General features: G+C 45.9%; 12 protein-coding genes. 3 read left to right on the forward strand and 9 right to left on the reverse strand.

Annotation, left to right across the window (positions count from 1 at the left end; translation table 11 throughout):
* Positions 1-10: 10 nt before the first annotated feature.
* From IX95_RS04710 to IX95_RS04720, 3 genes are all read right to left on the reverse strand, one after another.
* Entirely contained in the window at positions 11-862 is an 852-nt protein-coding gene (locus tag IX95_RS04710) for a 3-keto-5-aminohexanoate cleavage protein (protein ID WP_038157239.1), read from the reverse strand.
* The gene (locus IX95_RS04715; protein WP_038157241.1) at positions 853-2,184 is read right to left on the reverse strand and encodes an aspartate aminotransferase family protein; all 1,332 of its coding nucleotides are present in this window, start codon (positions 2,182-2,184) and stop codon (positions 853-855) included. The genes IX95_RS04710 and IX95_RS04715 overlap by 10 nt, the downstream gene beginning before the upstream one ends.
* Before the next feature lie 151 nt (positions 2,185-2,335).
* Positions 2,336-3,256, reverse strand: a complete 921-nt coding sequence (locus IX95_RS04720; protein ID WP_038157243.1) for a DUF368 domain-containing protein — start codon at positions 3,254-3,256, stop codon at positions 2,336-2,338.
* Positions 3,257-3,901: 645 nt separating this feature from the next.
* On the opposite strand from IX95_RS04720, the gene gltS reads away from it, so the two are divergent.
* Positions 3,902-5,128: a sodium/glutamate symporter gene (gene gltS / locus IX95_RS04725; RefSeq protein ID WP_006960220.1), complete on the forward strand. Its 1,227-nt coding sequence runs from the start codon at positions 3,902-3,904 to the stop codon at positions 5,126-5,128.
* Between the two features lie 58 nt (positions 5,129-5,186).
* On the opposite strand, the gene IX95_RS04730 is transcribed toward gltS, so the two are convergent.
* The gene (locus IX95_RS04730; protein ID WP_038157245.1) at positions 5,187-6,317 is read right to left on the reverse strand and encodes an HlyD family secretion protein; all 1,131 of its coding nucleotides are present in this window, start codon (positions 6,315-6,317) and stop codon (positions 5,187-5,189) included.
* On the reverse strand, positions 6,317-6,706 hold the full coding sequence (locus tag IX95_RS04735; protein ID WP_006960222.1) for a DUF3302 domain-containing protein: 390 nt from the start codon (positions 6,704-6,706) through the stop codon (positions 6,317-6,319). The genes IX95_RS04730 and IX95_RS04735 overlap by 1 nt, the downstream gene beginning before the upstream one ends.
* Positions 6,707-6,842: 136 nt before the next feature.
* Here IX95_RS04735 and IX95_RS04740 point away from each other — a divergent pair, with 136 nt between their 5' ends.
* Positions 6,843-7,733: a DMT family transporter gene (locus tag IX95_RS04740; RefSeq protein WP_038157247.1), complete on the forward strand. Its 891-nt coding sequence runs from the start codon at positions 6,843-6,845 to the stop codon at positions 7,731-7,733.
* Between the two features lie 3 nt (positions 7,734-7,736).
* Here the strand turns inward: IX95_RS04740 and IX95_RS04745 are convergent, their stop codons facing one another.
* The 4 genes from IX95_RS04745 to deoD all read right to left on the reverse strand — a co-directional run bounded on the left by IX95_RS04745 (position 7,737) and on the right by deoD (position 13,155).
* Positions 7,737-9,317: a GGDEF domain-containing protein gene (locus tag IX95_RS04745; protein WP_006960224.1), complete on the reverse strand. Its 1,581-nt coding sequence runs from the start codon at positions 9,315-9,317 to the stop codon at positions 7,737-7,739.
* Positions 9,301-10,785: a hypothetical protein gene (locus tag IX95_RS04750; protein WP_006960225.1), complete on the reverse strand. Its 1,485-nt coding sequence runs from the start codon at positions 10,783-10,785 to the stop codon at positions 9,301-9,303. Before IX95_RS04750 ends, IX95_RS04745 begins: the two co-directional genes overlap by 17 nt.
* 126 nt (positions 10,786-10,911) lie before the next feature.
* Positions 10,912-12,381, reverse strand: coding sequence for a hypothetical protein (locus tag IX95_RS04755; protein WP_006960226.1), 1,470 nt, complete (start codon positions 12,379-12,381; stop codon positions 10,912-10,914).
* Between the two features lie 63 nt (positions 12,382-12,444).
* Positions 12,445-13,155 carry a purine-nucleoside phosphorylase gene (deoD, locus tag IX95_RS04760; protein WP_006960227.1) on the reverse strand — a complete coding sequence of 237 codons (711 nt, stop codon included), beginning with the start codon at positions 13,153-13,155 and terminating at the stop codon, positions 12,445-12,447.
* A 350-nt stretch (positions 13,156-13,505) separates the two neighbouring features.
* Here deoD and IX95_RS04765 point away from each other — a divergent pair, with 350 nt between their 5' ends.
* Positions 13,506-14,456, forward strand: coding sequence for a YbgA family protein (locus IX95_RS04765; protein ID WP_038157249.1), 951 nt, complete (start codon positions 13,506-13,508; stop codon positions 14,454-14,456).

Genomic DNA, 14,456 nt, shown 5'->3' on the forward strand with positions numbered 1-14,456 from the left:
GAGGCACTAATCAGTTTTTGCTTAGTGCCTTTCGGAAACTATAAGCATCATGAATGCAAATGTTTAATAATTTGTTAGTTTTTTTGAGGTTTCTCACTTGTTCCGCATTATTAATGGCTGGAATTCCTTGTGGATCAAGGTGATTGTTCTCAAACCCCACTCGTACATCGAGGCCGAGTAGCATGGCACTGATGAGGCAGTCCTGCTCACGATGGCCAAACGCACATACCGCAAGGTGAACGCTCTGTTGAACAAACTGACTCAAGTCGAGTTGCTTTAAATCCCACGGACTGGATTGCTGTTCGTTATGGTATCGGCCAAGAACGACGAGAGCGTGTTGATTTACGGTCGGCAAGATTCCTTGAGATCGAAACCGGAAGTAGCGGTCAATATCATGTTGATCGTAGAGAATGATTTGGCTGATGATTCCGTGTTCCGCGACCCAGTGGAAAAAGGCTTTTCCTGACTCAATGTGGTTGTCATCGGGTATCAATTCACGCAGTGCGAATGAGGCAGCTTCGGGCTTGACCGCTTTAGTCAGTGCTATTTGCTGCTCTGCACTATAAATCCCTACGGCTTCAGTTGTCAGCTGGACGATAATGCTGTCACCGACGGCCTGTTTCACCTTGTCATACAGTTGGCGATTGGGTTCGATCTCTAGGCTGTGCTGACCATGTTCATCTCGACAGTGAAGATGAATCATTGCAGCGCCGGCATCACGACATGCAATGACCTCAGAGATAATTTCTTCCTCGGTCATTGGAAGATTGGGATGATCTCGCTTGGTTTTACGCGCTCCATTTGGTGCCACGATAATTGCGCTGGTTTGCTGGTGGCCAGCATCACCTGTTGCTAAATCCATGTTCCGGACACCTCAGTCAATGTGGTTTTCAGTTTAGTCACAATCTCGTCGATGTGGCTTGGTTCGATGATGAAAGGTGGCGCTAACAGAATGTGATGACCTTGTTTTCCGTCAATCGTCCCGGACATTGGGTAACACATCAGGCCATTTTTCATTGCTTGAGACTTAACCGCAGTGTGGGCTTTTGTGGCGATATTGAGCGGAGCTTTGCTTGCTTTATCCTTGACGAGCTCAATGCCAAGGAAGAGTCCTTTGCCTCGAATATCGCCCACGTAAGGCAAATTGCCCAACTCACTCGACAGGGCTTGTTTAAGCTCTGCTCCGTGAGATTGCACCGCAGACAACAAAGATTGTTGTTGAATAGCTTCGACTGTGGCCAGTGCAGAGGCACATGCCATCGGGTGCGCCATAAAGGTGTGACCGTGCTGGAAGAAGCCGCTGCCATCGGCAATGGCTTGGTAAATCCGATCATTGGCGATGGTGGCACCGATAGGTTGGTAACCCGCTCCCAGTCCTTTTGCAATACAGACCAAATCGGGTTCTATCTGCTCTTGCTCGAATGCAAAGAAACTGCCGCTGCGACCGACTCCGCACATGACTTCATCCAAAATGAGTAAGACTTCATATTGATCGCAAATCTCTCGAATTCGTTTGAAGTAGCCTTCTGTCGCAGGCACGGCGCCAGCAGTCGCGCCAACAACAGGTTCAGCCACAAACGCCATGACGTTGTCTGCGCCTAGTTCGAGGATTTTTTCTTCAAGCTGATTGGCACTGCGAAGCGAATAGTCCAGCTCTGACTCTTGTGGCTTCTGCAATCGGTACGCGTAACAGGGGTCAATATGGTGACTGGTGGTGAGAAGTGGCTGAAATGGCTCACGACGCCATTCATTTCCACCGACAGCAAGTGCTCCTAGCGTGTTGCCGTGGTAACTCTGTTTACGCGCAATGAACTGAGTCTTGCTTGGTTTTCCTAGCTCAACAAAATACTGTCGAGCCATTTTTAGCGCCGACTCCACGGCTTCAGAACCTCCGCTGACAAAGTAAGCGTGATTGAATTGCGAAGGCATCAAAGCACACAGTGCATCGGCCAATTGTTCACAGGGCTCGTTGGTAAAAAAACCAGTGTGAGCAAAAGGAATACGCTCAAGTTGTTCAGCGATGGCTTGTTTGACCATCGGGTGGCTATGGCCAAGATTAGAAACTGCAGCGCCGCCACAAGCATCTAGATAAGCTTTTCCATGTTTATCATAAAGATAAACACCTTCGCCGTGGCTGATAGTAGGTAGTTGTGTATGGCAATGTCGGTGGAATACGTGAGACATAACAGGTCACTCGGTGGTCGCATTAGCCTTATCCTGTACAACAAAGCTTAGACGCGCAATCGATTAAAAGTTGACCGTTATGAGTTTTTGGAATGAGGTTGAGAATACAGAGATGAAAAAAAAAGCAGCCAACAGGCTGCTTTTAAAACAATTAGATATCGCGATTTTCGGCAAATTTTTCCAGGCCGAGGACCAGCGCAATGGCACACAACATGAGAACGATGGCGATGCCTATCTGAGCAGGTTGTGAGGTGATGGCTTCAAAATCAAACGGTGATAGGTTGCGTTCAATCAACGGGACTTGCTCACCACTTGAGTTAGTACGCCACGTCAACGTTTCTTTCCAAGGCCAGATCTTTGGCAATGTGCCAATCATTAGGCCAGTCAGGAAGATAAGAGTGATGTCTCTGAATCGTTTTAGGAGCCAGGATAAGACGTGGGAAAAGCTCAGTAAACCAATGACACAGCCCGTGAGGAATAACAGCAGAATGGTGATATCCAATGATTTGACTGCGCCAAGTACAGGGCTGTACATACCAATGAGCAGCAGGATAAAACTGCCAGAGATACCGGGTAAGATCATCGCACAAATGGCGATCGCTCCAGCAAACATGACATTAATGCTGGTCGGATCCATTTGAAGGGGTTTGAGGATGGTAATGCTGTAAGCAAACCCGACCCCAAGTAATAGGAAGATAAGGCGACTGAAGCTTCTTTTTTCTATTTGTTTCAATATATGGAAAACGGAAACCAGAATCAGACCAAAGAAAAAAGACCATAACGGAATAGGGTGTGTCACCAGCAACCACGAAATCAGCTTAGCTAGCGTTGCAATGCTGGTGAGAACGCCCCCGAATAAGGCGATGAGAAAGAAGCCGTTGATATGGTTAAACGCAGCTTTAACGCCATCGCGTTTCAATACGCCAATCAGGCTGGGATTAATGCGTCGGATACTTTCCAACAATGTGTCATAAATGCCTGTGATGAAGGCGATGGTGCCACCAGAAACTCCTGGTACAACGTCGGCCGCGCCCATGGCTAAGCCTTTACAGAAAGTGGATAGATAATTCATTCGATACAGCGGTTCAATTCAGGTAGTGGAAGTATATCGACAATAACGTAAAAAAAGTATGAAAATAGTGCATTGATAAACTAGTTGATAAGATACTTGTTTAATATCGAATTGCACTTATTTGCAAAATGCAATTTTCATTTTGCATATTCAATATAATAAATTGGCTAAAAGTTGGATCAATATTGTGGTTTTATGGGTTTTAAAGTTGGCACGCTACATGCATTAGTGTGATTGACCCTTATTAAGCCGAGGGTCACCTAGCCAACTGACGTTGTTAGTGAATGAATTTGTTCACACTATATATATGCCAATCGCCTTCATTGCGGTTGGCTTTTTTTTTGTCCTTTGGTTAACTCTTGGTCAATTTACACGGATTCATGACACGAATTTTCTGTCTATACTCGACAAACGCCTGCGAGTTTATTAATAATGTCCGCTTTCTTTTTATAGCCCTAAAGTACACCGTAGGGTTTCGCTGTTGAAATGGAGTGGGGAGACCCGCTGTAGAGAGGACGTTTTTCAATAGAGAATATCTCAATCAGTGCCTGCAATTGTTACCTGAGACCTTGGTAGCAAAATGGCCCAGAGCAGTATGCTCTTAACTCGTTAGGGAAGATGAGTGACAGACAATAAAGAGGTTATATGAATCAGATAATTTCGGTTGGACCACTAGAATCTTTCTTAATCGCAATCAGCGTGTTGTTTCTTGGTCACTTTGTAAACTCAAAGCTCCCTATTCTGAAGAAGTTTAATATTCCAGAGCCTATTGTTGGTGGTTTAATCGTTGCGATGATCATCACGGGAATGCATTTTAATGGGGTTAGCTTAGAGTTCTCATTACCGTTGCAAAACACCTTTATGTTGATGTTCTTCAGCACTGTTGGTTTGGCTGCAAACTACACGCAACTGATGAAAGGCGGCGCTAAAGTCTTTCTATTCCTAGCCGTTGCGTCTTTTTACATCATCATTCAAAACGGTGTTGGTGTGTCAATGGCGACAGCGCTTGGTTTGGATCCTCTAATGGGGTTAATTGCTGGCTCCATCACATTGTCGGGTGGGCATGGTACGGGTGCAGCATGGTCTCAGACTTTTACTGACACTTACGGTTTGAGTAATACACTTGAAATTGCAATGGCATCTGCGACTTTTGGTCTGATCATTGGCGGTATTATCGGTAGCCCTGTCGCTCAGAAATTGGTTACTAAACATAACTTCGAATCTGAATACGGACGTGGAACACAAACCCATGAAAAGTTCCCTGAAGTCGTGACGTATAATGAATACGAAGAAGACAAGGTGACCGCGAAAAAGGTCATTGAAATCCTGTTTATTCTTCTTATCTGTGTAACTGGTGCTAAATACCTTGAACAGTGGGTGAGTAGCTTGGAAATCAGTTGGCTGATGATTCCAGACTTTGTTTACGCTTTGTTCATCGGTGTCTTCATTACCAACGTTATGGAAGTTACTAAGACACACAAGGTAGACGCAGAAACCGTTGATATTTTGGGTACGGTCTCGCTATCTTTGTTCTTGGCTATGGCACTGATGAGCCTGAAACTATGGAACATCTTTGACTTGGCGATTCCGTTCCTAATCATTCTGTCGGTTCAGTCTGTCATTTTAGGTATTTTTGCGTACTTTGTGACGTTCAAAGTGATGGGCTCAAACTACGATGCAGCTGTTATTGCGGGTGGTCACTGCGGCTTTGGCCTTGGGGCAACACCGACAGCTGTTATGAATATGGGTTCTCTGGTGAATAAGTTTGGCCCTTCACCGCAAGCGTTTATGGTGGTGCCGATTGTTGGTGCTTTCTTTATCGACATTGTTAACTTAATTATCCTTCAAGGGTATATCTCCTTTATCGGCTAATACGCTCCTATACAAATGAAAGGCCTCTTTAAGAGGCCTTTTTGCTTTCTGACGGATTTTAATGGTCTAGGTAGAGATAGTTCTGCCAGCTTTTCATTCTAATGAGTACTTTACGCATAATGGATACATGAGTGAATTGATCTGAGTAAACCGCAACTTCGACCGCCGTCCCCATGGGTAAGTGGTAATCGGATAAGTCATCAGTGATCTTTAGAGTGACAAAGACTCGCCCACTGGTGCGCAATGCCTCCGTGCCAAGCAGGGCACCACGGGCCTGAAATTGGCTTTCGCCAATGGCGGGCAACACATCTACTACTTCCCCTTTAAAGACCTTGCCTGGAAGCGCTCTGAAGAGAAATTCTGCTTCATAGCCCGGCTGCAAGCGTTGTAGGGAGTTTTGCCTGAATGCGGCTGCATAAAGCGTTTCCTCGGTATGAACAAAGGTCATCACAGGTGCTAACGGCAGTGGAACTGCCATAACCCCAGGTCGCAGAGCTAACTGCGTTGCAAAACCATCGGTGGGAGCTCTGACGATGGTTTGTTCAAGATCGAACTCAGCTTGACGCAGCTCCGCTAGCAAACGCGCTACTGTGGTGTTTTCTCCACCAATTTCAGAGTTTAGTGCGATCTTGGCTTGATCCACTCTGGCTTCCGCAACTTTGACTGCAGCCTCAGTAGCTTTGTATTCTTGGCGTCTGGTGTCCAGTTCTTGCTCGGTGAAGGCGCCTTTATTGTAGCCACGTTGATAACGAGCGTATTCACGTTGTGCCTTATCCCTATCTGCGATGGCTTGAGCTTGAGCGGCTTGCGCTTCTTGCACATTAGACTCTAGTCCCAGTGCGCCTTGGCTGGCTTCTTTAATTTGTGCTTCAAGCTTTTCAACTTCAGCTTCGTACGGGATAGGGTCAATCATGAAGAGAATGTCCCCTTGTTTGAGTGGTTTATTGGGCTCAACAGGTACTTCGATAACACGACCTCTTACTCCTGAAACGATAGGAGTGCTAGAAAAGACCTGATTGCCAAGCTGAGTAAAGGGGTGGTTGTAGTTCATCAACAAAATTAAGGTGCCGACTAAAACCACACCTCCCAATACGGCTGTTGGGACGGTCCATTTATTGAGAGGAATATTGAAGATTTTAAAAATTGCAATGCACAAAGCGGCGTAGGTCAGAATGAGAAGTAAATCCATTATTGCTCCTCCTCATGTTCATCGATACGGGGTGTTACAGTCGTTTGATTGTTGTGTTGCTGCTTAAGTTCAAGGACTTCCTTTTGTAGCTGACTTACTTGATCAATCAGTGAATCAACACGGTGATGAATATCGTGTTGTTCTTCTTCCAGCTTTTGAAAGCCCCACCCTCGTTCCTGACGCCATAAGGTGGCCCATATCCAGAGAAAAGGCCAGATGGCGTGAAGTGTGAAGAGACTCACCCAGCCAGCATAATGAATCGCATCCTGATGTGGATGCTCTCGCTCTTTGGCTATTTCATACGGAATATCGTGAATCACGATAATGCCGTAGAAAATGACCAGAGCAACAAAGATGAGTAGACCTAGCGCGAAATAGTCCAAAAACATAAATGCGTCCTGTTATTGTGTTTGTATTCAATAAAACGTACGGTGGTACAAAGCTAAGTATAGAAATAAAAACAAGATATTAGAGAGACTTTGTAAGTCTGCCTCTTTTTTTTCAAATCAATACTAAGGTCAATAGATGGAGTTTCAGGGAGAGATTGCCGCGTTGTCGGCTGCAGTGGTCTGGGCGCTGGCGACTTGGATTTACAGTCAATTCAGTCATCACTTTTCAGCTATGCAGCTCAATATTGTCAAAGGTGTCGCCGCTTCAGGCATGATGCTGGTGGTGATGCCATGGGTTGAGATGCCCACAATGGCGATATCTTCTATCCATTTGGCTATATTGGCAGTGTCGGGAATCATTGGTATTGCCGTCGGAGACAGCGCTTATTTCGCCTCCTTAAAGCGAATTGGCGCCAATAAAACACTATTACTGGAGTCCTTAGCACCGCCGCTTTCAGGTGTATTGGCGCTGGTCGCTCTAGGTTCGGTTCTGCCTCTGCAAAGTTGGCTCGGTGTGTTATTGACAACGTTAGCCGTCACTTTCGTTATTTTTCAGCCTGATGCTAGTGGTGAACAAACGAATTGGTCAGGTGTAGGCTTTGGCTTGCTTGCGAGTGTGTGTCAGGCGTCGGGAGTGGTTATCTCACATTACGCGTTGGTAGCAGGAGATTTACCGCCTCTGTTGGGAGCGTTAATCCGGCTTTCTGTTGGTGTGCTGGCGGTAGCTATGGTGATCGTGTTATTTGAGCAAAAACCTTTCTCGTCAATGAGAAAGCATTTAGGGCAACTTACGAAGTCGGCCTTTCTTTGGTTGCTAGGTGCGATCTTTGTCGGGACGTTTTTAGCATTGTGGCTTCAACAAATCGCATTGAAACACGCTAGCCCTGCCATCGCTCAAACTCTGATTGCAACCAGTCCACTATTTATGTTGTTTATCTATATGTTGAAAGGGGAGAAAGTCACAGCCAAAAGCATCATCGGTACTTTGGCTGCGGTTGGTGGGATATCGTTGTTCTTTTTGCGTTAAATCTTATTCCGTACAGACTTGATTACGCCCATTGGCTTTTGCTCGGTATAGAGCTTTATCTGCACGGTAGAATGTACGTTGAGTATTCTCGCCCTCCCGGTGAAGGGTTATACCAATACTGACGGTTAGGCCACGTTCACCGAGAATATCTTGCCAGCCAAACTTAAAAATACGCTCACGGTAATTTTCAGCATGCATCGTGGCCTGTTCCAGTGTGGTACGCTCAAGAATAACCAAAAACTCCTCCCCACCAAATCGTACGCTCGATGCACCGCGGAACTTAAAGTAGGCAGACAGCTCATGAGAGACGTTCACGATGGCTTTATCGCCAACTAAGTGGCTCAGCTCGTCGTTAATGGATTTAAAATGGTCAATATCGATAACCATGAGCGCAAAAGGCACGTCATGCAGCAATAGGTCTTTAAGCTTCACATCCAGCCAGCGTCGGTTGTGCAGGCTGGTCAGCGGATCGGTAAACACATCTTGTTGGAGCTGAGCCACGGTGTGCTTCTGGCTTTCCGTGGTTTCTTTGAGCTCACGATTTTCAAGTTCAGATAGAATCAGTTTGAGTTGCAGTTCAAATCGCGATAAACGCCGCAGCTGTGCCGCACCAAGTTCACCGATTGGGATCTGCTTCATCAAGTCACTTTCGATACGAAATGCCCGCTTCTGACATTCCAGTGCTTTTTGGAAATCGCCTTGTTGCTCGTAGATATCACCTAATGCCGTGTTCAGCTTGAGGTTGAGTACAGGAGAAGCGTAACGTCTGATCTTCTTCTGAGCGCTTTCTAATACCCAGTTAGCCAAATGGGGTTTGTTTGACTCGTTGAGACTGTGCGCCAGCTCAAGGCGAATCATGTTCGACAGCCAGATCGAGTGGATATTCCCGGCGGTGTATTGAACATTGCCTAAACACTCTATCGCTTTATCCTGTTTGCCCTGTCGACGATACAGCTTTGCTTGATAGAGCAGGATTTGCCCAGCAAGTACCTTGTCGCTGACCAGAATCGCCAGCTCAGAGCACTCTTTAAGTAGGTCTTTTGCTGCCGAGGTGCGATTAAGCTCGATATAGCACGATAACATGTACAGCTTGTAGCGCAGACGCAGTGAACGGCTGGAGATGGCATGATCGATACCATCTATCTTTTGATAGTAGCGTAATGCCCGGTTATGGTCGCCGTAGGCATCACATAGGTTGCCCATGCCCAATACCGCAAGTACATAAGCATCGATATGGCTGGTATCGACGGCTATGGTTGATGAAGAAATGTACTCCTGCAATGCACCTGAGTAATCGCCCCCTTCCACCAGTCGATCAGCTAAGCTGTTTTTCACCTCTAGAATCAACTCTGCGTCGCTTGGCAGAGAGAGATGTTCGAGGGCGCTTCTTAACTCTTCAATGCTGATTTTGGGCTGTTTGAGCTCATTGCGATACTCAGCACTGATGATTAAGCTTTGCGCTTTTTCCTGAGGCGTGGTCGCAATATGCTGACGAATGTGGTTCCAGAAAATAATCGCCTCTTCACCTGAAACAGAAGAAGCATCTAAACCCGATTCGGAGATTTTATTAAGCAAAGTTTCCATTCTGTACTTCCAATGGTTGGCTTTCTTCTAGTTGTTCTAAAGTAAATGGGAACGTCAGGATGTCTTGAAAAACCACTTTAGGCAGTGATTTATTGAGTCCTTTTCGGTGCCACGGGTAGATTTCGATCATTTTTGCTAATACGTGAAACACTTGCAAAGCGGCATCGTCTTTCTCTGCCAGCAGGACACCGAGACGATCACTACTGAGTCGAGAAAGGAGGTCTTGCTGTGTACACAAAGAGTGTGCGAGTTCAGCACACACTTCGATGTATTCAGGGTCGCTGTGCTGAATGATAACGACTGCATGGTTAGAACGTTTGAGTTCGGTCTTGAACAGAACCAGTTGCTCCCACCAGTAAATCTCAGACACCATCTGATTAAGGTGCTTTTCTGGGTCGTATTCGTGTTGGCCACGAATGCGGTTAATCAATTTGCGCGCGCGCTGTTCGAGTTGACGCTTCGATGCTCGGGCTTTGTCATTACTTACTCGGGCGGTTTGCTCTCTGAGCATATCTGTTGAGTGTTTACGGTACTTTTGAAACGCGTGCAGCGCCTCTTTAAAGTTACCTTGCTCTTCAGCCACACGTGACTGCTGAAAACAAATCTGCGACAACAGTTCGCCGTTATCGAAAGACGATGCTGAACGTTCGGCTTGTACTAGTAGTTTGGTGGCTTCTTCCGGGCGCTTTCTCAACAATTCTAGTCTTGCCTGGCTGATGTACGAGTGCGCTTTCATCCACACCAGATCGTGTTTTTCAGCTAGGTCTTGCGCTTTACCCGTTGCAATTTCTGCGTCTTCAATCCGCTCAAGCCCTAACAGGGCTAATCCTCTGAAGTCCCAGACTTCTGCTTGCCAGGTTTTATCTTCGTGGCCTTTGAGTGCCTCGGTCGCGCCATCAAGTACTGTCAGCATCTCAACATAGTTGTTGAGTAGGTAAAGGTCCCATGCCAGTAGAATTCTCGCTTTACCTTCAAGCCAACCGATACGTGTATTATTCGCAACGGTCACAGCCAATTCGTGAGTCGTTTTGGCGAGCTGATATTCATGCGTGATTCGCCAGACGTTGCCTAGCCCGATTAAGCATTCGATTTGTATTTCGATTTCATCGACTAGAGCGGATTGCTCAAGGGCGTTAATCCAGAACTGTTGGGCAGAGTAATATTTGGCTTGGCCCCAGAAGTGGAGCGCATGGATATGAAGAATCTCAGGAAGAAAGTCGTCGGTATCTAGGGAGTTGAGTTTACTATGGGCTTCTTTGATGTATTTTAGCCCACGCCGATAATCCATCAGGCTCCATGCACAGCGAGACATGATAATCAGACACTGTACAGCCCCTTCTGGGTACAAAATCTGACTGGCGCGCGTCGCGCACTGTTCAGCGATGGCTAAAACCTTCTCAGGCTCACTTTCAATTCGTGCTTTGAGCTGTTCAATCTCTGTATCTAGCAGATGCTGGCTTTTATCCAATGAATCAATCCCTTAACAGCCATTCTTAATATCATTCAAAAGTATTATAAAAATAGTGACTGATGTAACTCTAGTAAAAGCATTAATACGCCTAAGGTTTAATGGCGTACTTCACAATAATGGTAATTATGAAAGCAGTTCCCGCAGAGTCAAAGGTGATTGAGTTAAACCAAGACTTTGCGCCGCTGTCATACCGCTCTTATCTTGATAGCACAAATTATGCCATGCTCGGAAAATATCCAACATTGGTAATAAACCACCAGGGCGAAGCTTACGACGAGGTTCGTTGATAAAGCTCTCAAACAGAGTTTGAAAGCGCTGTTGGTAGAATTCGGTCTGGCGGACGCTTGCTTTTCTAAGCCATTCTTTCGGCTCGTTATTCTGCCCTGCAAGGTAGCAAATCCCTTTTGATGAATTTGCAAAAGAGGTTATAGCCCAGCGATCACGCCACCAACCCATATGAACAATATCGATCTTTCCGACCAGACTGTGCTCATTCCAGCTTTCATCTTCCTCGACATACATAAGGTCGACATTTTGACGCTGGATGCGTGATAAGCAAACACTCAGTGCTGCAGAACGCAAAACGGGATCTTGGGGTAGATAGATAGAAACCTGACGTTCACTGTTACACAGATCCAGTACATGGAGGAAGTGAGCGTAAGAGGTATATGGCGGTCTGATCAGTGCTCCTTTTGATGGGTAGTTGAACACGGTCAGGTTACCCATCGGGTCTTCAACATTGCCACGTGCGAGGATCGTTTGATATTGCTGATCAATACGTTCTCTGAGTACAGGTGATGGCTCTGGAACTGGGATGCTGGCTTCAGATGAGTGATCGCGCGAAACGAATCGAGCGGTTTCCTGATACGGATCGTGGTCAATACTGCCTAGTGGTTCTTCATTACCAGAATAGTTGACGTGCTGGCAGAGGATGTAGCCTGAGTTGGCTTCACCAGTCGCTATCCATAGTACGCCATTATTACTCTTAGGTTGCAGAGGCACGTAGTAGGACGCCAGTTCATATTTCTCAGCATGATTGACCCAGCGTGCATCAAACATAGCCAGCTTGCGACGACATCGGCTAGCAATATGATCGAGGTGATCGTAAAACGTCTTCGGGTTGATCTCTAACTTACGGCAGATTTCACGTACTGAGTAGCCCATAAAGAGCAGACCGAGGAGGTTTTCCTGAAAGGCGAGTTTCTTATTGGCACCTGACCATTTATCAACGAACGTCGATTGGCAAAGCTTGCAACGATAACGTTGGCGGTCACCGCTGTAACCAAAGGCATGATACAGGTGTTTATGAGTATGGACAGATAAGCCAAAATTTTCGCAATCGGTATTGCGACAGGTTGGCAGACCGTCACTGTGGAGTTGTCTTAAACGATGGAGTTCGTTTAACACTTCCTGATTGTTAAGTAAGGGGGGGAAAGCGCCGCACTCCCGACATACCATCGCAGGTCGCTTAGGGTTAGCATGTTGCACGACGTATCGATGTGCATCACTCAATCCAAAGTTGTCACACGCCAATGTTTTACAAAAGTTGAGTTGTAACCCGTCTGCTTCCTGTGGCAGTTTGCCAGTTGTCACTATCTCCCCCTCGGGATTATCTGGGCTGCCAGGCTATTGGCTCTGGCAGCGAAGGAATGGCGATTAGATGTTGATGGCTGTCTCAAGCGCAACTTTCATCATGTCGTTGAAAGATTTTTGGCGCTCTTCTGAGCTCAACTTCTCGCCACGAATGATGTGGTCAGAAACTGTTAGGATAGTCAGTGCTTTTGCACCTAAATCGGCAGCAACACCGTAGATACCTGCCGCTTCCATATCAACACCTAAGATGCCTAGTTTTTCCATCTTCTCGAAGATGTCGGCCTCTGGAGTGTAGAAAAGGTCTGCAGAGAATACGTTACCTACTTTTACAGGTACTTCTTGAGCGCGTGCTTGGTTTACCGCTTCTTCTAGAAGGCCGTAATCAGCAATTGCCGCGAAGTCATGATCGTTAAAACGGATACGGTTCACTTTTGAATCTGTTGATGCACCCATACCGATGACAACGTCCATCAGGTTTACGTCATCACGTACTGCGCCACAGCTACCAACACGAATTACGTTTTTCACACCATACTCAGCGATTAGCTCGTGAACATAGATACAAGCTGATGGGATACCCATGCCGTGACCCATCACAGAAACACGTTGACCTTTGTAAGTGCCTGTAAAGCCGAACATGCTACGAACATCACAAACTTGTTTTACATCTTCTAGGAATGTTTCCGCGATGTATTTAGCGCGAAGTGGGTCGCCTGGCATCAAAACCGTTTCAGCGAAATCACCTGGTTGAGCGTTAATGTGTGGGGTTGCCATAGTTGTTACTCCAAGTTTATTAGTAATTCTGTGTTCTGATTACTAATTTTGTTGATTCTCAAAAATCTGTTGAAGCAATACTAGCTAGATATGGCAAGGCCCCATGAGAAGTACGTCACAAAAGTAATCCATTTCACTATAGATGTAAGTATTTATAACGTTTTTTGTTGAAAGGGTTAATGCAATCGATTTGGAAAAACGATTGCCTCAGAATTAAACCGAAATCGTATCAATTACGTAACACTCCATTAAATTGTACATTTTTATTTCTTGTATAACTTTGAGATGTTGTGCTAAAACTTATACAAAAGATATTTTTGTACACCTCAACAAGAATACTGGAGCACAATATGAGCAACGTAATTAAAGTCGGCATTAGTTCTTGCGTTTTAGGTGAAAAAGTTCGCTTCGACTCAGGGCATAAGATTAGTAAGTTCGTCACTAAAGAACTCGCACCCTTTTTCGAGTTTGTTCCAATTTGCCCGGAAGTTGGAATGGGGATGCCCGTGCCAAGGCCGACTATCCGTTTGGTGTCGGACCAAGAACGTATTGCTTTGGTAGAAACAAAAGACGCATCCATAGAACACACAGACAAGATGGTGGACTACTCCAAAAATAAAGTGGCTGAACTGCGTGACACAGAACTGTGCGGATATATTGTGTGTGCCAAATCACCAACCTGTGGCATGGAACGGGTGAAAGTGTACAAAAAAGGTGGGGCTGACAACACTGGTGTGGGCCTTTACACTCAAGAACTGATGAAGCAAATGCCATGGCTACCAGTTGAAGAAGATGGCCGCTTGAACGACCCGGTTTTGAAAGAGAATTTCATTAGTCGAATCTACACGCTGAGAGACTTTTACGACTCCATGGGTGGTGCTCCGACAGCCGGTAAAATTGTTGCATTTCACTCTCGCTACAAACTTACTTTGATGGCCCATCACCCTCAGTCATACAAAGAGTTAGGTCGCTTAGTCGCCAATATCAAAGAGTATGACATAGATACTTTTTATCAAGAGTACCGTGTGGGTTTGATGAATGCGGTATCGCACAGAGCCAGTCGTAAGAACAACACCAATGTGCTTATGCATGTCCAAGGATACTTCAAGCGAAACCTCGCCAAGGACCAGAAAGCGGAATTGTGTGGTGTGATTGATGAGTACCGTCAAGGCACACTTCCACTACTAGCACCTATCACATTAATTAAACATTACTTGGCTGCGTACCCGGATGCTTATTTATCCGAGCAGAAGTATTTGCAGCCTCACCCTCAGGAAATGCGCTTGAGATATGGATTATAG

It is taken from the genome of Vibrio sp. B183, assembly GCF_000740665.1.
Taxonomy (GTDB): Bacteria; Pseudomonadota; Gammaproteobacteria; order Enterobacterales; family Vibrionaceae; genus Vibrio; species Vibrio coralliilyticus.